At 45.3% G+C, this 21,012-nt stretch carries 17 protein-coding genes; 2 read left to right on the top strand and 15 right to left on the bottom strand.

Annotation, left to right across the window (positions count from 1 at the left end):
- Nucleotides 1-25 precede the first annotated feature (25 nt).
- The gene (locus tag V6669_RS13465) at nt 26-1,030 is read right to left on the bottom strand and encodes an aldo/keto reductase (protein ID WP_338594311.1); all 1,005 of its coding nucleotides are present in this window, start codon (nt 1,028-1,030) and stop codon (nt 26-28) included.
- 201 nt (nt 1,031-1,231) lie between these two features.
- On the opposite strand from V6669_RS13465, the gene V6669_RS13460 reads away from it, so the two are divergent.
- Nucleotides 1,232-2,077, top strand: coding sequence for an AraC family transcriptional regulator (locus tag V6669_RS13460; RefSeq protein ID WP_338594309.1), 846 nt, complete (start codon nt 1,232-1,234; stop codon nt 2,075-2,077).
- A 28-nt stretch (nt 2,078-2,105) separates the two neighbouring features.
- Here V6669_RS13460 and V6669_RS13455 read toward each other — a convergent pair whose 3' ends face one another.
- The 13 genes from V6669_RS13455 to V6669_RS13395 all read right to left on the bottom strand — a co-directional run bounded on the left by V6669_RS13455 (nt 2,106) and on the right by V6669_RS13395 (nt 18,097).
- A complete protein-coding gene (locus V6669_RS13455) occupies nt 2,106-2,504 on the bottom strand; it encodes an Asp23/Gls24 family envelope stress response protein (RefSeq protein WP_074094839.1) in 399 nt (132 codons plus the stop codon).
- A 29-nt stretch (nt 2,505-2,533) separates the two neighbouring features.
- On the bottom strand, nt 2,534-3,613 hold the full coding sequence (locus tag V6669_RS13450; protein ID WP_338594307.1) for an AI-2E family transporter: 1,080 nt from the start codon (nt 3,611-3,613) through the stop codon (nt 2,534-2,536).
- Nucleotides 3,614-3,648: 35 nt separating this feature from the next.
- Nucleotides 3,649-5,106, bottom strand: a complete 1,458-nt coding sequence (locus V6669_RS13445; RefSeq protein WP_338594306.1) for a HAMP domain-containing sensor histidine kinase — start codon at nt 5,104-5,106, stop codon at nt 3,649-3,651.
- Nucleotides 5,084-5,791, bottom strand: a complete 708-nt coding sequence (locus V6669_RS13440; protein ID WP_338594304.1) for a response regulator transcription factor — start codon at nt 5,789-5,791, stop codon at nt 5,084-5,086. Before V6669_RS13440 ends, V6669_RS13445 begins: the two co-directional genes overlap by 23 nt.
- A 234-nt stretch (nt 5,792-6,025) precedes the next feature.
- Nucleotides 6,026-7,471: a 4-hydroxyphenylacetate 3-hydroxylase N-terminal domain-containing protein gene (locus V6669_RS13435; RefSeq protein WP_338594302.1), complete on the bottom strand. Its 1,446-nt coding sequence runs from the start codon at nt 7,469-7,471 to the stop codon at nt 6,026-6,028.
- Between the two features lie 173 nt (nt 7,472-7,644).
- Nucleotides 7,645-9,603: an ABC transporter permease gene (locus tag V6669_RS13430; RefSeq protein WP_338594301.1), complete on the bottom strand. Its 1,959-nt coding sequence runs from the start codon at nt 9,601-9,603 to the stop codon at nt 7,645-7,647.
- Nucleotides 9,578-10,348: an ABC transporter ATP-binding protein gene (locus tag V6669_RS13425; RefSeq protein ID WP_338594299.1), complete on the bottom strand. Its 771-nt coding sequence runs from the start codon at nt 10,346-10,348 to the stop codon at nt 9,578-9,580. Before V6669_RS13425 ends, V6669_RS13430 begins: the two co-directional genes overlap by 26 nt.
- Nucleotides 10,349-10,657: 309 nt before the next feature.
- Nucleotides 10,658-11,641 (bottom strand): sensor histidine kinase, encoded by a 984-nt coding sequence (locus V6669_RS13420; RefSeq protein ID WP_338594298.1) that lies wholly within the window; start codon nt 11,639-11,641, stop codon nt 10,658-10,660.
- Nucleotides 11,638-12,342 carry a response regulator transcription factor gene (locus V6669_RS13415; RefSeq protein WP_338594296.1) on the bottom strand — a complete coding sequence of 235 codons (705 nt, stop codon included), beginning with the start codon at nt 12,340-12,342 and terminating at the stop codon, nt 11,638-11,640. Before V6669_RS13415 ends, V6669_RS13420 begins: the two co-directional genes overlap by 4 nt.
- Nucleotides 12,343-12,383: 41 nt before the next feature.
- Nucleotides 12,384-13,724 carry a beta-N-acetylhexosaminidase gene (gene nagZ, locus V6669_RS13410; protein ID WP_338594295.1) on the bottom strand — a complete coding sequence of 447 codons (1,341 nt, stop codon included), beginning with the start codon at nt 13,722-13,724 and terminating at the stop codon, nt 12,384-12,386.
- A 392-nt stretch (nt 13,725-14,116) separates the two neighbouring features.
- Nucleotides 14,117-15,220 (bottom strand): NADH:flavin oxidoreductase, encoded by a 1,104-nt coding sequence (locus V6669_RS13405; RefSeq protein WP_338594294.1) that lies wholly within the window; start codon nt 15,218-15,220, stop codon nt 14,117-14,119.
- A gap of 332 nt (nt 15,221-15,552) precedes the next feature.
- Nucleotides 15,553-16,866: a hypothetical protein gene (locus tag V6669_RS13400; RefSeq protein ID WP_338594293.1), complete on the bottom strand. Its 1,314-nt coding sequence runs from the start codon at nt 16,864-16,866 to the stop codon at nt 15,553-15,555.
- Nucleotides 16,867-17,047: 181 nt separating this feature from the next.
- A complete protein-coding gene (locus V6669_RS13395; protein ID WP_338594292.1) occupies nt 17,048-18,097 on the bottom strand; it encodes a 2,3-butanediol dehydrogenase in 1,050 nt (349 codons plus the stop codon).
- A gap of 386 nt (nt 18,098-18,483) precedes the next feature.
- Between V6669_RS13395 and V6669_RS13390 the strand changes: the two genes are divergently transcribed.
- On the top strand, nt 18,484-19,521 hold the full coding sequence (locus V6669_RS13390) for a LacI family DNA-binding transcriptional regulator (protein WP_338594291.1): 1,038 nt from the start codon (nt 18,484-18,486) through the stop codon (nt 19,519-19,521).
- 221 nt (nt 19,522-19,742) lie between these two features.
- Here V6669_RS13390 and V6669_RS13385 read toward each other — a convergent pair whose 3' ends face one another.
- Nucleotides 19,743-20,711: a D-2-hydroxyacid dehydrogenase family protein gene (locus V6669_RS13385; protein ID WP_338594290.1), complete on the bottom strand. Its 969-nt coding sequence runs from the start codon at nt 20,709-20,711 to the stop codon at nt 19,743-19,745.
- Between the last annotated feature and the right edge of the window lie 301 nt (nt 20,712-21,012).

Below are 21,012 nucleotides of genomic sequence, written 5' to 3'. Positions count from 1 at the left end.
TTTTCACACAGCTATACTGTGTATGTTACCACGGATAATTACCCATTCCGTCCAAAATGCTTTCGATCTCATTCAACTCTTCCGTTGTCAGGTCAGGTGCGCTGAGCGCAGCTACATTTTCTTCAATCTGGGACACTCGGCTTGCACCAATCAGTGCAGAGGTTACACGGTTCTCACGCAAAATCCAGTTCAGAGCCAGTTGAGAGATCGTTTGACCTCTTCGCTCCGCAACCGCCTGAAGCGCATCAAACTTGGCAATCCGTTCGTCTGTGTAAGCTTCTTTTTTCAAATTGCCTGTTGGATTGGCTCGTTCTTCCTTGATCTTGTCGATATATTTATTCGTCAACTGACCGCGGCCGAGTGGACAGAACGCAATGGAACCTACGCCTTGCTCATCCAGTACGTCTTGCAGACCGTCTTCAATCCAGCGATTCAGCATCGAGTAGTTTGGTTGATGAACCAGACATGGCGTACCCAGACGACGCAGAATGGTTACCGCTTCTTGTGTCTGTTCTGCATTATAATTGGACAAGCCCACATACAGAGCTTTACCTTGCCGCACGATATGATCCAATGCCGTCATCGTTTCTTCCAACGGCGTATCCGGATCTGGACGGTGATGATAGAAAATGTCCACATAATCCAGCCCCATCCGACCAAGACTTTGATCCAGACTGGCAATCAGGTTTTTGCGGGAACCCCACTCGCCATATGGTCCACTCCACATATGGTAGCCTGCCTTCGATGAGATAAGCAGTTCATCCCGGTAAGGACGAAGATGTTTTTTGTAAATCACACCAAAGTTCTCTTCCGCTGATCCTGGAGGTGGACCATAGTTATTCGCCAGATCGAAATGGTTAATTCCGAGGTCAAAGGCACGTAAAATCATTTCTTCCTGAATATCCAATGTACGGTTGCCACCAAAGTTCTGCCATAAACCCAGCGCAATTTGCGGCAGTCTGATTCCGGATTTGCCGGAACGTACATATTTCATCTCATCATATCGTTGTTCACTCGCAGTATAGGGCATCGTTATTCTCACTTTCCTGTAAGGTTTGTTGAATTCCTTTTCATCTTAGACATTTTTCTATCAAAACGATATGGCATTTCACTTTGAACATATGGAAAAATGATTGTTATCTATATATACTGATGTTTAATTATTCATCTTTCACACGAATTAATATGTTAAAATGCAAGATGAGACGAAATCACACAGGAGTGAATACCCTTGATTACGTATATGTTCAAGAACAATCATTTTCAGGAGCTTCAGCTTCTTCATTATGGAACCGAAGCCTGTACACCAGGTCACCACTTTGGCCCTGCCATGAGAGACTATTATAAAATTCATTATATTTTGAATGGCAAAGGCACCTTCGAAGTCGGTGGCAAAACGTATACCCTGCACAAAGGACAGGGATTTCTGATCGTTCCACATTCCGTCGTGCATTACGAAGCAGATCAGGATGATCCATGGGAATACAGCTGGGTTGCTTTTCAAGGCAGCAATAGTTCTTCCTTTTTACAGCAAGCATGTCTGTCAGAGCATCACCCGATTTTTGAGCTGGGTAATGAGGATGACGAGATGCGATTCTGCCTGCACCGAATGATCAATTCTCGCAATACCCACAAAGGCTGGGAGATTAGCATGACTGGTTTGCTGTATCAATTTTTCTCTATTTTAATTGATCAGGCTAATTCAGAGCATCTTCAACCCATGCCGGATTATTCGAAGGAAACGTACGTTACGCAGGTAATGGACTTCATTGAAATGAACTATGCCAATGCCATTACCGTTCAGTCCATCGCGGCCCATGTCGGTTTGCAGCGCAGTTATCTGTGCTCTCTGTTCAAGGACCAGATGGGAAGCAGTATTCAGTCGTATCTGGTCCATTATCGGATGCGTAGGGCAGCCGAATTGACCCTTGATCCCGGTCTGACCATTGGTGATATTGCCCGTTCTGTGGGCTATACGGATCAATTGCTTTTCTCCAAAATGTTCAAAAAAGTGATGGGTGAAGCGCCCACCTACTACCGTAAACATAAAACAGCACCCTCCCAGTTAAGTTGTTAATTGGGAAGGTGCTGTTTGTGCCAATTGGTTATACCGTCTCCGGCATGGATATACCAACAACCTGCACTTTGATTTCATTGACCATAACGCCGGCTAATTGTTCTACAGCCTGTTGAACATTATGTTGAAGTTCACGGCAAACCTCGTGCATCTTGTTGCCATATTGAATGTTGATGCGCAGCTGGATGGTTGCCTGATCGTCTTTGACGTGTACGTCAATCCCTTTTTGCAGACTCTTGCCGCTGATACTCTTGGCAATCCCTTCAGTCAGTCCAACGGACATGGAGGATACGCCAGCCGTTGATTGAGCGGCCATCCCCACGATCTTGGACAACACATCGTTCGAGATATGAATGGTACCCATTTGAACAGATTGAGGTGCGATATATTCAGGTTCATTGTATTGTTTTTCGATAATTTCAGACATGTGCTCCACTCCTTCGAATAATTTAAATTCTAAGCATTCTGCCATTTGTCCTTGAAGAACATGTTATAGATTCGAACCAAAAGAATTTTAACGATCATATAAACCGGGATAATAATCAGGATGGCAATAATCCCACCCAGGTCGCCTGCACCCAACACCAGAATGATGGTCGTGAGCGGGTGAATATCCAGTTTTTTGCCGAATACGTAAGGTGCAACCAGGTTGTCCTGAATCTGCTGAGCGACAAGAATAATAATCAGGGACCAGATGGCAACCGATGGTGATACCACGAGACCCATGATCACAATAGGTACGGACGACACAATCGCTCCGATAAATGGAACAAAGTTCATGATGACCGCGATTACCGTGAGCAGTAATGCGTACGGCAGTCCAATGATCAGGAAACCGATATACATCAGTACACCCAGTGCCAGATTCACCAAAACTCTTCCCACAATAAAACCACTCAGCGCCTGATCAATCTCAATTACGACTTCACGGCTGTCATTTTGGAAACGTTTTGGAGCGATATGTGCCAGTTTACGACCAAATTTCTCGCCTTGTAACAGCATATAGAACAAAAGGATGGGTAATGTAAACAAGATAATCGCAAAACTGGAAACAAGCGAGAAAAATCCACTTACATAGTTCGTTACAAAGTTAAATCCTTTGTTAATATACTCCGTGATCTGGGAGAACGGTGTCGAGCCCTCAGGGAACAAGGCCTGAATGGCACCATTTTGCTCCAGCTCTCTCAGCTGGTCACTTAATGAATTAATTAGACTTGGTGCGTTATCAACCAGATTGATCAGTTGCTCACGTAACGATGGCCATAAACCAATGATGAAGAACACTCCCAGAATAGCAATAACCAGATAGATTAGCAAAATACTTAGCGTGCGATTTATTTTCTTTTTCTCCATATAATTCACAAGCGGTCTGAGCAGATAATAAAAGAACACCGACAACATCATCGGCACGGTAATGACCGTAATCATGGTGACGAGCGGCTGAAAGATGAAGCTTACACGTGATAATAAATAGATATTAACCAATATCAGCGCCAGTGCAATACTGAACCGGACAAACGTATTTACTTTGAACAAAATATTTCCCTCCACATGGACATTTCTTCTCTTATTTAATTTGGAATCTCAATGGTAAACACGGTGGTCTCTCGCCCACGCCGGGAAAGGATCAGCCGTCCACCCATTTTCTCCGTATTACGTCGTGCGATGGACAAACCAAGTCCGGTGCCTCCGGTCGCTGTCCGCGCCTCATCCCCTCGTACAAACGGGTCAAAGATCGTTGACCATAGTTCTTGAGGTATGCCCACTCCGTTATCTGCCACCTCTATCACCACATGGGTATGAAGCGGAATGAGTTCGACGCGCAGTTCTGTCCCGAGTGGATTATAAGACAGAGCATTGGTGATCAGATTCTGAATGACTCTGGATAACAGCTCCGGATCATACCTCGCGTAGATCTCCTGATCAGGAACAAGTACATGGAGGACAAACTGTTTCTGTTCAATCTCCCCATAGGTATCTGCCATAATCTCGCGCACGAATTCTCCAATTTCTCTTCTCTGAATATGCATGCGAAAATCGGGCGAATCCACCTTGAGCAGCTCCAGCATATTCTGTATCATGCGTGCAACTTGAACGGACTTGTTATAGATATATCCCAGATATCTTTGCTGCCTGTCCTTGTCCTCCCCACGTCCTTCCACCAATGCCTGCGCATATCCCTGTATAGATGTTATCGGTGTCTTCAGATCATGTGATAAATCTACAATTAGTCGCTGTTTGCTCTCTTCGGCGTAACGTTTCTCCGCAGAGGTGTTCTCAATGACATCCGCCATGTAGTTAAAGGTCTCACCAATCTGGACAAATTCCCTCTCGGCTGAGATCGACATTCGTGTACTATAATTTCCTTGTATCATCTGCGTAAGACCCGAGGAGAGGATACTGAGTGGTTTTTTGATTCTCCGTGCGACCCAATAGCTATAGACAAAGATCAACAATAAAACCAAACCGATGCCAATCATAATGTAAAAGGATAATGGATGTTTCAGATTGGTAATCAACTGATTATCGTTAATTCGCACGCTGACCAGATCACGCGGGATCTTCAGCAACACATACGTTGCCGCTCCTTCTGTCGAAAATGGAGTGATGGAGTAATAGTACGGCTGGTCGCTTCGGTTCTCCAGTCCAGCATACAGATCAGCTTCACTGTAATGGGTGAACGAATCTTGCTTGTCTCCCACATGACGAATGACATTGCGATTCGCATCCAGAATTTCAATCCAGCCACCGCTGTCCTTGAGACGTTGAATCTCTGTGTCTTTGCCTTTCGCCACCGAACCACCACCGGAGTAAAATTCATTCTCCAGCTCTTCCACATATACGTGGGCTTCAACATTCAGATCCGGATCAACCACCTGATCCGAAATGCGAAAATCCACGACATCAAGCGAAACCATAAGGTACACAATCAATACCAGTAATAGCAAAAAGAAGTTGAACAGCAAGAAGTCCAGTGTCAGGGATGTCTGCAACAGTCGCTTTTCTCTAGCTTTCCATGGGCGCTTCAATTTTGTATCCCAGTCCCCTTATCGTTTTGAGATATTCCGGTTGTCTGGAGTCACGCTCGATCTTCTCCCGAATGTTGCTGATATGTACCATGATAGTACTGTCCTCGTGCGCATAATAATCGCCCCAGACCGCTTCGTATATTTTTTTACGGGTGAACACTCGGCCAGGTTGATCGAGCAACAATTCCATGATTTTATACTCTGTAGAGGTCAATGTTACAGGACTTCCTGAACGAAAAAGGATACATTGGGATCGATCCAGGGTCAGATCACCTAATACCAGATTTTGATCTTTTTCTGCGGGGATCTCCGCTGCATCAAATTGATTGACTCTTCTGAGCAACGCCTCTACTCTGGCGACAATCTCAAGCGGGTTGAACGGCTTCGCTATATAATCGTCTGCCCCAAGTCCGAGTCCAAGGATTTTATCGTGATCCTGACTTTTGGCGGACAGGAACAGTACAGGCATGTGATGTGTAGCCCTGATCTGTTTGATCAACTGCAATCCATCCATTACAGGCATCATGATGTCCAGTATGACCAGATCGATCTGTGTTGAACGTATGCATTGTAATGCCTCGGCTCCATTCACCGCAGTTTTAATGGTATAGTCCTTCTCCAGATAGAGTTGAAGCAGTTCAACAATCTCTGGTTCGTCATCTGCAATTAATACGGTGTATCTCATGTTATTCCTCTCATTTCCTATACTCTATGCCTATCTCTACATTATTACTATATACTACGTCTCTTAATTCAACCTAAATCATTTCTAAAGATAATCTAAATAAATAGAAATAGAGCCCTGGCGCAAGCCAAGGCATCAACTAAAATAGGGCTGTTTTCAGCCTACATTCAAGCTTTTCATTCTCCATTCAGGCTTTTCAATCTTCATTCGGACCATTTGTATTAGATTATCAGATCAATCCTTAAGCGAACGAAGCCACTGCTCAACTTTCCCCAATAAACGTTCCTTGTCATACTGCACATATTGGCTCGCCCGGTTGCGCACGGGATCACCCGCGTAGAAACGTTCATATAGATCATGCCTTGCTCCAAGTGGACTTCCGGTCAGCTCCCATGCGAGTTGAAAGAGTCGAATCTTCTCCGCAGCTTGCATCGTTACTCCACCAAGATATTTGCCTATCATGGAACCCATCTTTTCATTCATCTCAAACGTACCAGAAGGAATCTGCATCAGACCGCCCGCAGCAATGGTCTTCAAAATCTCCACCGCGCGGGGATAATAGTGTTTGCCCAGATTACGTGCGGTTTCAATATATTTGAATTCCGGCAACCAGTTGCCAAATGCGTCCGGCTTGGACTGTGCTTCAGCAGCAATAATCAGTCCCTCAATGGTCTGCATCTGACTGATCAGCTCTCCGAGTTGTTCCTGTACATTCAGGAAGGAGTCCACCCCGATCTCCTTGGCAATAGCTGAAGTCACGGCTGTAATAAACTCCAGTTTCGAGTGTAATCGAATGACACTCTGATGGTAGGCCAGACTGGCCGAAGCTGTATTACAGCGAATCTGCCATACGGCTTCAGGGTTATTGTGCAGCAATACACGTTCCCAGGGCACAAATACATCGTCAAAAAATAACACGGCATCCATCTCATCGTACTGCGCACTGAGTGGATGTGATTGATCTGTATCTTTTGCCACAAAAGATTCTCGACACATCATGTGTAAGCCCGGACTGTCCGCGGCTACAATTACCATATGGGCCAGCTCTGGCAGGTGGCCTGGAATTCGTTGAACGGGATAAGCAATGATATCATCGGCATAAGGCGCTGCTGTTGCCACCATTTTGGCCCCGCGGATCACAACGCCCTCTGTATTCCTTTTGACAATTCGCAGCATGGCATCCTCATCTTCTCCAACAGGCAAGGAACGATTAATCTGTGGGTCCCGCTGGACAATGGTCAGGAATGCATCTTTTCGTTTGGCTTGTGCAAAATAATCCGATATTTTGTCTGCAAATGCCGGGTCATGCGCTGTCATCTCATGTCGTGTTGCATACCAACCGGTCAGCCTGGATCGGGCATAATCAGACAATCGGCTCATCACCCCATACGTCCGATCGGCCCACAGCCGAAAAGCATCCGCCCTGCTGTTCACGTCAGGAAGTGAACGAGGCACAAGAAAAGAGCGATGCACGTAACTTCCCGTCTGTTCGTCCCAATAGGCCACGGTTTCCCTTGTCTCCGGGTCATCCACCAGATTGAACAATCCTTCTATGGTTTGAAGTGTTCCCTGAAAGGCCTGATGCCCAGTTACCTGGATACGCTCTCCGTCCAGCCATACATTCCGCTCATCATTCAGACGCTGAATGTAAGCTTGTCCACGAGACATCGTGATACTCATGATATGTCCTCCCTCTCAGGCACCGGCCTGACATTTCTGTAACTCCATCCTTCTAACTGCTTGAGAAACTATGTAATGATACATTCTGTATCTAACAAAATAGTACTGTGCCAGAGATAGAAAAGTCAACAGACACCGAGCGAAGAGTCCGGTGTCTGTTGGGCCATGCTATTTTATACTAATTTGGAATACATGTGACGCAGATACCGCCAGCGAACGAGTGCAAAATACAAAATCTGCATGGAAGCAAACACCAAGAAGATGCGCAGGCTGTATCCAAAGACCGAGAAATCAACCAGTTGCTGCAACGCCACAAAGGCAACCGAACTGTGGATGACCGCCACCAGAATCGGCAGGAAGAACATAAGCAATAGCTGCCTTGTTACGATCTTACGGAGTTCGGGACGACTCAGTCCCATTTTGCCAATCATGCGATACTGCGCTTCATCCCGTTCTAGATCTGCGTAAAGTCTGAAATACGTGAAACTTGCTGCAAAGGTGAAGAAAACAATGCCGATCAGGCCGCTCAAAATTAGAATGATGCCATTGGTCTGCTTGGAATTAAGCCAATCCACCACAAGCGCGCTGACCTCGTAATAACCTTTTTCGGAATGATCATCTTGAATGGATTTGATCAATTCAGGAGCAAAGCTGCGTGTACCCATCCAATCTTTCACGATAAATTGTATCGTTCGACTCGAATAGAAACCTTCAGGCATGCCAACTTCCTCGTTGTACGCAGGTCTCATCTTATTAAACAATTCGTCGGTTACGACGTAGAGATAAATTTCATATTGAAAAGGAATCACAATATCGGTACCAGGTGTCGATAGCTGGACAGGTATGTGCTGATTATCAACCTCCAGATTGATCTTTCCTCCCGAGGCTCCTTTTTCAACCTGTTCACGGTACTCCTTGCGCATCGCCAAATTGCTTGGTGTCATAAATGACTCATCGATTTGTTTCAACGTACGTTCTTCATACCCCAGTGCCTTCGCAAGACGGTTATAATCACTCAGTTTGATAATATTCCCATTATTATTTTCACCTATAGGAGCATAACTGCCCTTCACGTAGGGAACTTGATTATCAATCAACGTTTCTTCAATCTGCCGAATATGTCGCTCGGAGTTTGGAGTATACCAGTTATTCATATAACTGAATGCGTACGGATTCGACATGGACGACAACCCCGGGTCAGCAATAGCAAGCATGGTGCCAATTCCCGTAAATGAAGAAGCCGAGATGATACTTACCATGAAAAACATGATGGCGTTATCTTTCATTCGATAGGTAAGTTCAGATAGGAAGAGCAGATTGGTTTTACGGAAAAACAACCTTGGATTTCTTTTCAGTGCCCGAATGATGTATACACTGAGCTGTGTGAACAGAAAGTAAGTACCTACTATAACAACCACGACACTTGCAAGTAATAACGGAAAAGAGAAGCTTACCCATACAAAAGTGAATACTCCTGCATAGCCCCCGCCAATGAACAGTACCGACAGCAAGGCGAGGAAGCGTGATGCCTTGGGCTCTGGTTTCGGTTTTTCCTCTGATTTCACAAGGTCAATGAGAGAACCTTTCCGTATGAGCAAGGATGACGACATCGCGATGACAACGAACAATAGCAGAAATGCTCCAACCGTCAAGGCGATGCCTTTCAGCGGAAAATAGAACCGAAGACTGTTCTCAACAGCCAGCATGGAGCCACAGATGAGCAGAATCAATTTGCCGAAAATGAGCCCGAGTCCGATGCCCGTAATGATCGAAGCTAATCCAATACTCATATTCTCCATAAACAGAAGCCGATTCATCTGTTTGCGTGTCATGCCAAGAATCAGGAAGATACCAAATTCCTTCTTACGCGTCTTTAGAAATGAACCTACCGAGTAGAGCAGGAACAGGAACGAAAAGATGAATATAATGATCTCCGCAATCATAAACCCCTGATTCGCAAGCAAAGTAACCGTACCACTTGATCCCTTTAACCCCGCTTTCAAATCGGGATGGAACAATAGCAATGCATAAGTAAAAAAGATCATGACGGAAAACGTACTGCTCAGAAAATGAGCCAGATAAATTCGTTTATTACGAACAACGTTATTAATGGCGAACTGGCGAAAATTCATGTCCTGACCCTCCAATTAGGGATAATACATTAATAATCTTCTGGTAAAAGGCTGCACGATTATCGCCGTAGTGAATTTCGTTGTAGAGTTTGCCATCCTTGATAAAGACAACCCGACTGCAATAACTTGCAGCTACTGCATCATGAGTGACCAGCAGCATCGTAGCCTGATCCTCCTGATTGCGAGTTTCTAGAATCTCCATGACATCTCTTGCCGCCTTCGAATCCAGGTTGCCTGTTGGCTCATCTGCCAGAATCAACTTCGGGGAATGGATCAGCGCTCTGGCAATGGCCGTACGCTGTGCCTGTCCTCCTGATATCTCATATGTCCGTTTGTTCAGAATACCCTCGATCCCCAACTTGCTTGCCAGCTGTTCAACACGAGTGTTCATCTCTGCTAGCGAAACACCGTCAAGAGTCAGTGGCAGCACAATGTTTTCCTTAACTGTCAGTGTATTTAACAGATTGAACGATTGAAAAACAAATCCAAGCTCTTTACGCCGGAACAGCGCGAGTTCGTCCTGATTCAATTCAAACGGATTCTTCCCTGCAATCCGCAGTTCGCCTGATGTTGGATGATCAATGGTTGAGATCATGTTCAGCAGTGTTGTTTTGCCACTACCTGATGGTCCCATAATGCCAACAAACTCACCTTCCTGAATACTGAGGTCAATACCTGATAACGCTTCATAAGATACGATGCCTTTGTAGATTTTACTGATCTGTTTCACAGAACAAATCTCCATGGTTACAACTCCTTAGTGATGTATGAATTCAAAATTAAGTTACTTTCATGCTGTGTGCATGTGTATTGTGCGTGGCCTTTCATCTGATCTTCTGACTATAGTCTATCGAAGTTTCGGCCATTCTCCTATGGTTTAACCTTTCATCAACATGACAATGTTGTAAGGTTGCATCATGAAAATCAAAAAGACGCCTTCGCCCGGATCAGGCAATAGACGTCTATACTTACACTGACACTGTAATTCATACTCTACTCACACTTCTTTAATAAAATACACACCTCATGTCCCAATTATCTTCAACCTGTCACTTCAGGAGTTGAATGTAATTCGGACAGTCGTTCCTTCGCCGTACACGGATTCAAGATCAATCCGATGGTTCATTCGCGTCACCACTTCTTTTGCAATATACAACCCCATGCCTGTGGACTCTTTGAAATGCCGCCCGTTCTCCCCGGTGAAGAAAGGTTGGAATACCCGATTTAAATCAGACTTCGGAATCCCGATACCCTGATCCTGCACTTCCAGCATGATGGAGCGTTCGGCTTCATACGCACGCACATAGATCTTTTGCCCGCTGCCCGCAGAGTATTTGATTGCGTTCGACAGTAACTGTACCAATACAAACCGAATCCACTTGGCATCGGATTGCACAACCAGCGCAGAATCGATATGCATCTCTGGATAGACGTGATTGCGAATAAAGAATCGCTTGAGTTCATGTATCGCTTCTTCCCCAGCGGTCTTCAGTATCACAGGTTCCACACTGAAATCTTGCTCGAAGGTATCCAACCGGGCCACATACAGCACAGTCTCCAAACCTCGCCTCATCTGGTCCGCTTCCTCCCGAATGCTTATGAGCCGAGGATCATCATCCTCCTGATCTTCCACGGTCAACTCAATGACGGATAACGGTGTCTTCATCTGATGGACCCACTGGTTCATGAATGTCAGATATTCTTGCTGTCGCTGTTCCAACCGATGCAGATGTGTGTGATACTGGCCGTATTGTGAATCCAGTAGCTTCTCCAGCGCCAGTGATAATGGACTTGTTTCGTTCAGTGGTACAAATTCCTTCAGTGAATCCATCGATCGAGACATCCGGGCATAAAAAGAACGATGTGAATAATAACGATACACCAAATAACCGATGTACAAAAATAATCCCAGCGTTACGGCATAAGCAGCCGTGATCCAATCGTTGTAACCGTCGTACCAGAAAACCGCAACAACGGTCAATAAGATAGCAACAACCCAGCAAGTTAAAGCGAGATGTTCACGTATAAACAATCTCATGATGGCGAAGCGGCCTTCCAGTTATTGTTCAGTCGATAACCCGAACCTCTGACCGTTTCCAGTGCATCCGTAATGCCAAGCTCAGCCAATCGCTTACGTACCCGGGTAACGTTTACGCTGAGCGTATTGTCATCTACAAAAGAGTCATCCCACAGTTTCTCCAGGATTGTCTCTCTGCTTACCAGCTTTGGACTGCGGCGCAGTAACGTTTCCAGCAGGATCGTTTCCTTCTTCGTCAGCTGCACTTTGCGATCACCAAGTTGAATCTCCAGTCTTTCCAGATACACAACCAAGCCGTCCAGTTCCACCTTGCGCTCTTCGTCACGTGCAGCATAGTCCCCATATACCCTGCGCAGCTGACTTCGAATTTTTGCTATCACAATCTCATGCTCAAATGGCTTCGTGATATAATCATCCGCTCCGTTCTCCAGTGCCATGACCTGATCCATCTTTCCACTCCGCGCGGAGATAAACAAAATTGGGCATGTGGACAGCGTACGAATCTGGCGGCACCAATAGAAACCATCGTAACTGGGCAAATTGATATCCAGAAGTACCACATGTGGCTGTACCTGCTCAAACTGTTGCACAATCATCTCAAAATCCTCAACCAGAACGGCCCGGTCCCCGTAGCGTTCAATATGTGATTTCAATAATCCCGCAATCTTGGGATCGTCCTCTATTATCATAATGGTATACATTATTGGATCTCACCTCTGGCAAAATCATAACACAGGATTTATTATCGAGCATCGATTTCCTTACGCCAATCCACAATATCTGCATTCAATTGCTTCAGGTCTCCGGAAGCTTTCTGATCATCCGATAACTTGTATTGTTGCTTCAATGCCAGGATACGATATACACTTTCATCAATTCGGGATTCGGAGATTTTACCTGACTTCACTGCACTCATTAGCGTGTCAAAAATCATCTTGGCACTTTCATAACTATGAGCTACCAAGAGAATGTCACTTCCTGCTTTAACCGTTGCTAGGGCAGCTTCATCCAACTTGAAGTTCTTCGCTATTGCTCCCATACTCAGGTCATCTGTGATGACGACACCGTCATACTTAAATTTGCCGCGCAAATGTTCACCAATAATGACATCCGATAAGGAAGCCGGATGATCCGGATCAAGCTTCGGGAACAAAATGTGTGCAACCATGACTGCTTCAACTTGTTCCTTCACCGCGGCCTGGAACGGAATCCATTCCAGCTCAGCCAGTTGTTTTTCCGTTTTGTTCACGACAGGAAGGTCAAGATGGGAGTCCACGGACGTATCCCCATGCCCTGGGAAATGTTTCACTACCGGAATAATGCCTTCACTTCGTAGACCTTTCATCTCAGCAATCCCCATACGTGACACCAGTTCTGCCGAGCTGCCGAATGAACGATCTCCAATGACCGGGTTCTTCGGGTTACTGTTGACATCCAGCACAGGAGCAAAGTCCACATTAAAACCTGCAAGTTGAACCTGTCTCGCCAGCAATTCCCCCATCGTTTCAGCGAGCGCGCTATCGTTCGTCTGGCCTACTTTTCTACTGGAAGGAATGGATTCCACCGTCTCCGGCATACGACTGACTTTGCCGCCCTCCTGATCCACACTCATGAAGATCGGTACCGGGTTGGACTGATTCGCTTCCTTGATGGACTTCACAAACTTGGCTGTTCCCTCGAGTGTTGATACATTGTTGGCATAGAAAATAATCCCCCCTACCTTTTGATCGGTGATCATCTGTTTGGCTTGATCATCCAACGTTGTCCCTTGAACACCGGCCAGTATCATCTGTCCAATCTTCTCTTCTAACGTTAATGAACTAAGCTGCTCCTGCACCGGATCGACTTCTTCTTGCGGTTCCTCTGGTACTTCTTCCTGCGGTGGAGCGGTATTCTGCTCCGGCGATGAGGAGGATTGCCCTGAGTTAGAGCCAGCGTTCGAGCCGGTATTCGAGTCTGTTGCGGAGGAAGGTTTCTGTGCTTGGCCACATGCCGATAAAAGCAGGACTACTCCCAGCAGAAGACACATCATATGCAGTGGTTTTCTCCATTTATTGTTCGAGTTGTACCTATAGTTGTGCAAGGATATTCATCCTCCTTATGTAATGTCATCTTGGTAATCTAAAGGTTCAGGCCTAACCTTATCACAAGGTGAATGATTTTCAAAATGAGCGCTTCTGAAGATCGAATCGTTGTTCAGACACTTAAGTGGCAAAAAAAGTGGTTGCACTGGAACCTGAGATGTGGAACTTAATGGTGTTGTGACTAGGCGCGTGTGCGATGTATGTGGAGAGTAAAAAGGAGTAACGGTGCAGGAAATGTTCACTATTGTGAATTTTTCATATGTTGAAATTATTAGTATAGGTAATTTAAAAAGCCGCCCAAAGGCGGCCTATTTTTTCGTATTTACTTTTCGTTGTAAATCGTTGCCGTTCAGCGTTGGTTCACCTTTCACCAAACGTTCTTAGGCTTCTATTAATGGAGTGTTTGCAACACTTCCGTTGTAAAAGGAATGATTTCGGATATGCGACCTTCACGAACTTTGGCAGGCCATTCGGGATCACTAAGCAGAACACGACCCAAGGCGATCAGGTCAAATTCATTGTTCTCCAGCTTCTCATTTAATAGATCCAAATGGGCATCCCCTGTTCCCTGATTCTCGGTTGCTCTGTCCACAAATTCAGCTTCAAGTCCTACCGATCCAACCGAAATGGCTGGTTTGCCAGTGATTTTCTGTGTCCAACCCGCAAGATTCAGCTCAGATCCTTCGAATTCCGGTAACCAGAACCGGCGTGTAGAACAATGGAATATATCCACGCCAGCAGCACTGAGCGGGGCCAGGAATTGCTCCAATTGTTCTGGCGTCTCCACCAGACGTGCCTCATAATTCCCCATCTTCCATTGGGAGAACCGGAGCACAATTGGGAAATCAGGACCAACCGCCGCACGACAAGCTTCAATCACTTCAACCGCAAATTGGGTTCGACGTACCAAATCACCACCATATTGGTCGGTCCGTCGATTCGTCTGCTCCCAGAAGAATTGGTCAATCAGGTATCCATGGGCTCCGTGCAGTTCAATTCCGTCAAAACCGATTCGCTGTGCATCCGCTGCCGCTTGGGCAAATGCCTGTACAAGATCTTGAATCTCCTCTTCCGTCAAGGGTTCACGTGATGGTTCACCTGCCATGCTAACCCCTGACGGACTTACAGGATCAGCCTCTGCGTTAGGCAAGTCACCGGAACGACGTGCTGTACCCACATGCCACAATTGTGGCATGATTTTGCCACCCGCTTCATGTACTGCTTTCACTACATTAGCCCATCCTTGCAACGAATCTTCACCATGGAATAATGGAATACTCGCTCCACTAACCGAAGATGGATGATTAATGCCTGTACCTTCCGTTATGATGAGCCCCACTCCACCTGCTGCTCTGCGACGATAGTATTCAGCAACTTCTGGTCCAGGTACACCCTCTGGTGAGAATCCGCGAGTCATGGGTGCCATAACGATTCGATTAGACAATGTTAGCTTGTCCGAGGTGAAAGGTTTGAATAATGCTGAAGGTACATTCATAGTACATTGCTCCTTTGCAATTGGAAGTGTGGAACTCCGCATCCACATGAAATGCGACATACTTTTGTATATTGTAACACGTGTAATCCAGTTGACTGGTTTAGGATTATTTCTCTATCCATTTTATAGTTTCTTAATTTTATTTTCAAATTTTCGAAGTTAGGCAGTAATGTTCATATTATGAACAAAAAAAGAGAGCTACCTTGTGGCAGCCTCTGTTTGAACACACTACCACAGCAATCCGTCCTGCGATCTACGATACAACAGGTATTTTCCCGGTCACCAATAATGTGGATGTAGCATAGTATATAATCCATAATCTTCCTTCCAATTTAATTAGCATTCACGGGGATATCACTCCGATTCACTCGAAGCAATTTCCCTGATGAAGTTGATAACACATCCGGATCGGTACCCAGACCAAAGTAGAAGTCACCCTCGTTCTCTTCGAAAGACTTGGCATACGTGTCCTGGTTAAAACGTAAAATCTCATTCCATGTGGTCAGATCCGTTGATTGGTAGACCCGATTGATATACAGATTGGCACTTTGGCGCGTGTACGTAAGCACATATACCTTGCCGTCCCGTAACAGCACATCCGTAGGAAGCGCATTGGCATCTGGGAGATTAACTCGCCTTGCCTGATTAATGTCGGTCATGACATTTAAGGATTTGGGCAGCAGCTGCCCATCATTGAACACGCCTCCCGCTATATAGAGCAACTTGTTATTAAAGTTAACATTTTTTCCTATCTTATTATAAGGAATCGTGCCCGTTTGATAGGTTAGCCCAGGCAGCATTTTGCTGCCATAGATGACAACATCCCGTTTCTCAAGCTTTTCATTAATCTCCAGGATATAAGTTTTGTCATTCCATATTTTATTGGCAGGATACATCATGCCAGATGCATATAATTTTCCATTAAGATGGAACATGGTATAGGCCCGGAAACCAAACGTATTAATCGTCGCATATTTCTGCCAAGTTTCACCTTCATCATGAGAGATTAATATGGTTGGTTTGGACTCCGTGCCCAGCGCGGCAAACATCTTGCCCTGATAAGAAGCCAAATCGTATACGTGTACACCAAGTGGAAGATTACGATATTTGGTCCACACCTCTCCATCCAAACGATAGAAGTTGCCCAGTTCCCACTTCTCACTATCCGAATCATTGCCAGGGATATATAACTTGTCGTTCAGCACTCTGTAAATGTCAATCTGTTCCTCATCCACATACATCTTCGTCAATGGCATAATACTCGGATTGCTGTTGGTTACCGACTGGGTCTTGAATTTCGCATTTGCTGTATCATAATAAATGACTGGAATAGGACCTGAATTCGGCGCTACACCCAGATTACTACTGTTCCCGTGGCCCAAATATATTTTGCCGTTGTACAGTTGCATGTCCCAGACGTTATTAGCATATGGTGTTTTGGTAAAAGGTCTGCCTAACAGTTCGATCTTCGATGTTACATCGGCTGAACTGATCGGTACATTCGACACCTTGGCAAGCCCACGTTCCGTCGCAGGGGGTTGACTCGTTGACGTGGTGTTTTTCGGCTTGGAGTTCCCCATAAGCATCCAGCTCATTCCTGCGACAATGGTCAAAATTACGGCTGTCCATTTCGTATGTCTCTGCATGTCCGCTTCCTCCTTCATTTTTTCATCATCATTACCTTCACACCAAGATGATACAAATTGTATCTTTTTATACTATGTAAAACCACCCGCACATGCAACAAATTCCGCCCTATTTATACAAAAAAAGTAGACAATCACATCTGTTGATGTGCTGTCTACTTGTTCTTACTGTCTGTGATTTCTATTCAGCTTTTACCAAAATCTTAACCTGATTTTTCTCTTTCAACAGTGCTTCAAATCCATGCTCTACCACTTCATCCAACGAAATTCGTTTGGTCACCAGCTTGTCAGCCGGGAAGAAACCTTTATCCATCAGACTGATAACCGCCGGGAACACATCGCGATAACCAATAATGCCATTAACTGTACGTTCTTTCATGACAATTGAGTTCGGGTGGATCGGTGCTTCCTGTTCAAAAATACTGACGATCATCAACTCTCCACCAATACGTGTCGAATCGATGGCTTGTTGCAGAACACGTGGAACACCGGTTACTTCATAGGCTACGTTAACGCCACCTTGTGTACGTTGGTGGATCTCTTCCACTACATTAAACTGCACTGGATCAATCACAATGGCACCAAGTTCTTCGGCTTTTGCTTTCCGTTCATCCGATAACTCCACCACATAAATATCCGACGCTCCCGAAGCTTTAAGCGCTTCGATGACCAGTAGTCCGATTGGGCCTGCGCCAAACACGGCTGCCGTATCTCCCACTTTCAGCTTGCTTTGGCGCACAGCGTGAAGTGCTACAGCTGAAGGTTCAACCAACGCACCTTGCTCATACGAGATTGAATCCGGAATGGCATGTACCATGTTTTCTGCAGCAGTTACATACTCGGAGAATCCTCCTCCGCCTCCGGCGAGTCCAAGGAAACCCATCTGATCGCACAGATTGTATCTGCCCTGTTTACAAGCTTCGCAGTGTCCACATGCATAGATGGGTTCTACCACAACACGATCGCCTGCCTTGAAACGTGTAACACCTTCCCCTACTTCAACCACCTGTCCTGAGAATTCATGCCCCATAACTATAGGTGCTTGTTCCCCTGTTAACGGATGCGGTGCTTGAGCTGGAATGAAGATTGGACCTGCTGTGTACTCGTGCAAATCACTGCCGCAGATACCGCACCATTCCACTTTTATTTTGACCTTTCCTTCTTCAGGCTGAGGTTCATTAATATTTTCGAGACGTAAATCTTTGACTCCATGCCAACGTAATGCTTTCATTCATTTCATCTCCCAGATCATAATTTGTGATATAATCGGAAACGTTTCCGTAAATTAAATATGTCACATTTTAGATACGCTGTCAAACATATTTCTCCATTAATATGTCTATTTCGTGATCATATCGAGTTCATTTTAGAATGCTTATACTTTAATTCAAGTGATCTTAGTGGTATTACAAACGATGTAATCCTTGTTATTAACATATATTATGGCAAATATTATTGTAGACCCATTGAAATTTAATCAGGCCTCGCCATAAATCTGGCCCTTTCACGGGATACTTCATTGTTCAAATGTTATAATCAGGTTATATAACTATCGTGAAGCACATACATATTCCTAATAATTCGGAATCGTTTCCGATAAAGTGAGGTAACCGTACATTGAAGAAAGAACAGAAACTTACGATCAAGGATGTTGCAGAGCGTGCCGGCGTGGGCATAGCTACCGTATCCCGGGCCATCAACAATTCAGAAGGCATCAGCAGTAAAACACGAGATAAAGTGATGCAGGCCATTGAAGAACTGGGGTTTGTACCCAACACCTCAGCACAGAGTCTAAAAATCCGGCAAACGCACCAGATCGCGCTCGTGGTACCCGACATTCGTAACGCCATCATTCCGGAAATCTCCTGGTCTGTAGAGCAAACGGCGAAGCAGCACGGGTACCATGTCGTGCAGATCAATACGGCAGGCAATGCCAGAACCGAGCTGGAAACCATTCGTAATGTAAAAAAATTGCATGTGGACGGACTGATCTTCATGCCTCTAGCGTACCCCAAAACGTTACCCGGACTGATTGATAAAACGCCGCTCCCTATCTCCATGATTAATTACGGCAAAAAACTGGAACCGGGTATGAAGGCAGATATCGTCTCTCTTTCTCAACCCGAAGGCAAATTGGTGATGGAGCATCTGTTCAAAATCGGCCGGACTCGAATCGCTTATGCAGGAGCACCGAAGGACATTATTGAAGAACGCTTTCGTGCGTATGAGCAAGCCGTAGGTCACGTGGACATCTCGCTCGTCTATTTTGGTGAGGACTTTTCATTAAATACAGGTGCCAATGCTGCAGATTATTTCTATGGACTTACGCATATGCCAGATGCCGTCTATGCCATTAATGATATGGTTGCCATCGGATTGGTTAATCGGTTCAAGGAGTTAGGGGTCCGTGTACCGGAAGATGTGGCTGTTGTGGGTGTGGATAACAATCAATGGACGACCGTCACGTCTCCTCAGATTAGTTCCGTGTCCATTATGGGCGAAGAAGTCGCCAGACTTGCTACCGAGCTGTTGTTAAAACGAATTCGGGAGATGAATACGACCGATTACGAACACATCCAATTTGAACCACGCTTAATCGTTCGTGAATCAAGCGTCGCCATGATTCATTCTTCCCAGCGAGGACCACACAGTTAAATTTGGTGAGTGGGATGTGCCAGTAAGATAAAATATATTTTACGGCTATCCCTTTGTTTTGCTACACAGATAGACAAAAAAAGGTGTTGCTCAGGTCTAACTCTTTCCTGGCAACACCTTTTTTTGTCTATGATTCCATATATCTAAAGCTGCGTCTTTATGACGCACAAAAGCCGATCGTGCTACCCAGCCGATTGGCTTTTGTGCCAGTAATGTTCATTCTAAGAAAACAGTTGCCTGATTGGAGTTCCCTTCAGGAACATCGCTATATTCTCTACGGTATGATTATAATAGATCTCATAATTGCCACGAGTCACATAACCCAGATGCGGGGTTGCCAGGACGTTGGGTAATGTTCGCATCACATGGTTAACTGGCAGCGGTTCCTGCACATATACATCCAGACCTGCACCAGCAATCACACCACTCTGCAATGCCTCCACCATAGCTTCCTGATCGACAATGCCCGCTCGCGACGTATTGATGAGTATCGCACTCGATTTCATTAGTTGAAACTCGGCTTGTCCGATCAGATTCCGCGTACGATCACTTAATACTAGATGTATGGATACGATGTCGCTCTGTGCAAGCAGTTGCTCCTTGGTCTCGGCCCAGATCACACCATGTTTTTCGGCCTTCTCTTGTGTTAGATTCTCACTCCAGGCCATCACATTCATACCAAATGCTTGTGCGATCTCAGCCATGCGAGTGCCTATCTTGCCCAAACCGAGCAATCCAAGTGTTCTCCCATGCAAATCCAATCCTACTGTGCTCTGCCAGTTTCGATTGGAGCGAAGTGCATTATTTTCCGTAACCAGTTGTCTGGACAGCCCCAAAATCAGTGCCCATGTAAGCTCCGTCGGCGGATTAGAGCTTCCCTCGGTTCCACACACAATAATCCCGTTCTTCTCTGCAGCCTTGAGATCTATCGACGCGTTGCGCATACCACTTGTAATCAGAAGTTTTAGCTTAGGGAGCTGAGAAATGACCTTCTCCGGAAACGGTGTACGTTCCCGCATCAGAACCACAATATCGAAATCCCGCAATTCCTGAATGACTTTTTCTTCCGAGCCCATATAGTTGTTGAATGTCTGAATCTCTACCTGATCCATCAACGGACTCCAGTCCGCCGACGTCAGCGCAACATTCTGATAGTCATCCAAAACGGCACAGCGCAACTTTGTATTCATTTCTGATCTCCTCCTATATCTGCTCAATTCTTGTCTATATAAATTAAACTAAAGAATATTTACACTAGTCACTCCAATGACAGAACAACCTTCTGATCGCTGTTATCCCCAGATTTTCTTCGATTCCTTTTTATAAAGGAAAAATCTGGGGATAAGCTTATGCTTCCGATGTAGCTTTCTTCCAGAAAGCTTTTAGGCGAACGCTCCGCTTCCTCAGCTTAGTTCTGTCCTCTCCGTTTTGTATAAATGTTATGTTCAATTTATATATATTGTAGCAACTCCGCATCACTTTCAAAAGTAC

The sequence above is a fragment of the Paenibacillus sp. Y5S-9 genome (genome assembly GCF_036894235.1).
Taxonomy (GTDB): domain Bacteria; phylum Bacillota; class Bacilli; order Paenibacillales; family Paenibacillaceae; genus Paenibacillus.
Note: the sequence above shows the minus strand (reverse complement) of the source record. Positions and strands in the feature narration are given on the sequence as shown.

What these genes read in the sequence shown, in the direction of transcription:
- V6669_RS13465 (WP_338594311.1), bottom strand. Translation starts at nt 1,030, where the DNA reads ATGCCCTATACTGCGAGTGAACAACGATATGATGAGATGAAATATGTA.
- V6669_RS13455 (WP_074094839.1), bottom strand. Translation starts at nt 2,504, where the DNA reads ATGTCTGAAATTATCGAAAAACAATACAATGAACCTGAATATATCGCA.
- V6669_RS13440 (WP_338594304.1), bottom strand. Translation starts at nt 5,791, where the DNA reads ATGAGATACACCGTATTAATTGCAGATGACGAACCAGAGATTGTTGAA.
- V6669_RS13435 (WP_338594302.1), bottom strand. Translation starts at nt 7,471, where the DNA reads ATGAGTATCACGATGTCTCGTGGACAAGCTTACATTCAGCGTCTGAAT.
- V6669_RS13430 (WP_338594301.1), bottom strand. Translation starts at nt 9,603, where the DNA reads ATGAATTTTCGCCAGTTCGCCATTAATAACGTTGTTCGTAATAAACGA.
- V6669_RS13425 (WP_338594299.1), bottom strand. Translation starts at nt 10,348, where the DNA reads ATGGAGATTTGTTCTGTGAAACAGATCAGTAAAATCTACAAAGGCATC.
- V6669_RS13420 (WP_338594298.1), bottom strand. Translation starts at nt 11,641, where the DNA reads ATGAGATTGTTTATACGTGAACATCTCGCTTTAACTTGCTGGGTTGTT.
- V6669_RS13415 (WP_338594296.1), bottom strand. Translation starts at nt 12,342, where the DNA reads ATGTATACCATTATGATAATAGAGGACGATCCCAAGATTGCGGGATTA.
- V6669_RS13405 (WP_338594294.1), bottom strand. Translation starts at nt 15,220, where the DNA reads ATGAATGTACCTTCAGCATTATTCAAACCTTTCACCTCGGACAAGCTA.
- V6669_RS13400 (WP_338594293.1), bottom strand. Translation starts at nt 16,866, where the DNA reads ATGCAGAGACATACGAAATGGACAGCCGTAATTTTGACCATTGTCGCA.
- V6669_RS13395 (WP_338594292.1), bottom strand. Translation starts at nt 18,097, where the DNA reads ATGAAAGCATTACGTTGGCATGGAGTCAAAGATTTACGTCTCGAAAAT.
- V6669_RS13385 (WP_338594290.1), bottom strand. Translation starts at nt 20,711, where the DNA reads ATGAATACAAAGTTGCGCTGTGCCGTTTTGGATGACTATCAGAATGTT.